The sequence below is a fragment of the Neisseria sp. SLRRB23 genome, assembly GCF_050896295.1.
GTDB lineage: Bacteria > Pseudomonadota > Gammaproteobacteria > Burkholderiales > Neisseriaceae > Neisseria.
This window is the reverse complement of sequence record NZ_JBPBFH010000159.1, coordinates 1-386: the sequence shown is the minus strand read 5'-3', so window position 1 is coordinate 386 and position 386 is coordinate 1. Positions and strand designations below refer to the sequence as shown.

The following is a 386-nucleotide window of genomic DNA, read 5'->3' as shown; positions in this document are numbered from 1 at the left end:
AGTTAATGAAAATAAAAAAAAGACAACGAAAAAGCAGACTAAAAAACAAGAATGGGAACCTGATGAAATTATTTGGAAAAAAGTGATTGCCGCGTTATCGTTAAAGAAACGTCCTAATAAAACAAAAACTTTGGTGATGGACAAATATTTCGCCCTTATCGGCTCAAGCCGCCGCAGCGACACCCTGCAACAGGTTCAAACCGCCTTGCAGCATCCGAAATTCAGTCTCGAAAACCCCAACAAAGCCCGTTCGATTTTTCCCGCCACAACGGCTTGGACTACTGAGCGTAAAAGACCAAGATCCGTTATTGACACGTCAACCATCATGCTATTCCATCCATAACGATTTTCGGCAAATAGTACCCACACCGTTGCGGGACTTTGGC

The 386-nt window shown here is 43.3% G+C and carries 1 pseudogene; it reads left to right on the top strand.

The features are described from left to right. Nucleotides 1-130 precede the first annotated feature (130 nt). Nucleotides 131-256, top strand: a pseudogene (locus ACRPFF_RS11665) (aminopeptidase N C-terminal domain-containing protein); the annotation flags it as partial. Nucleotides 257-386: the final 130 nt, after the last annotated feature.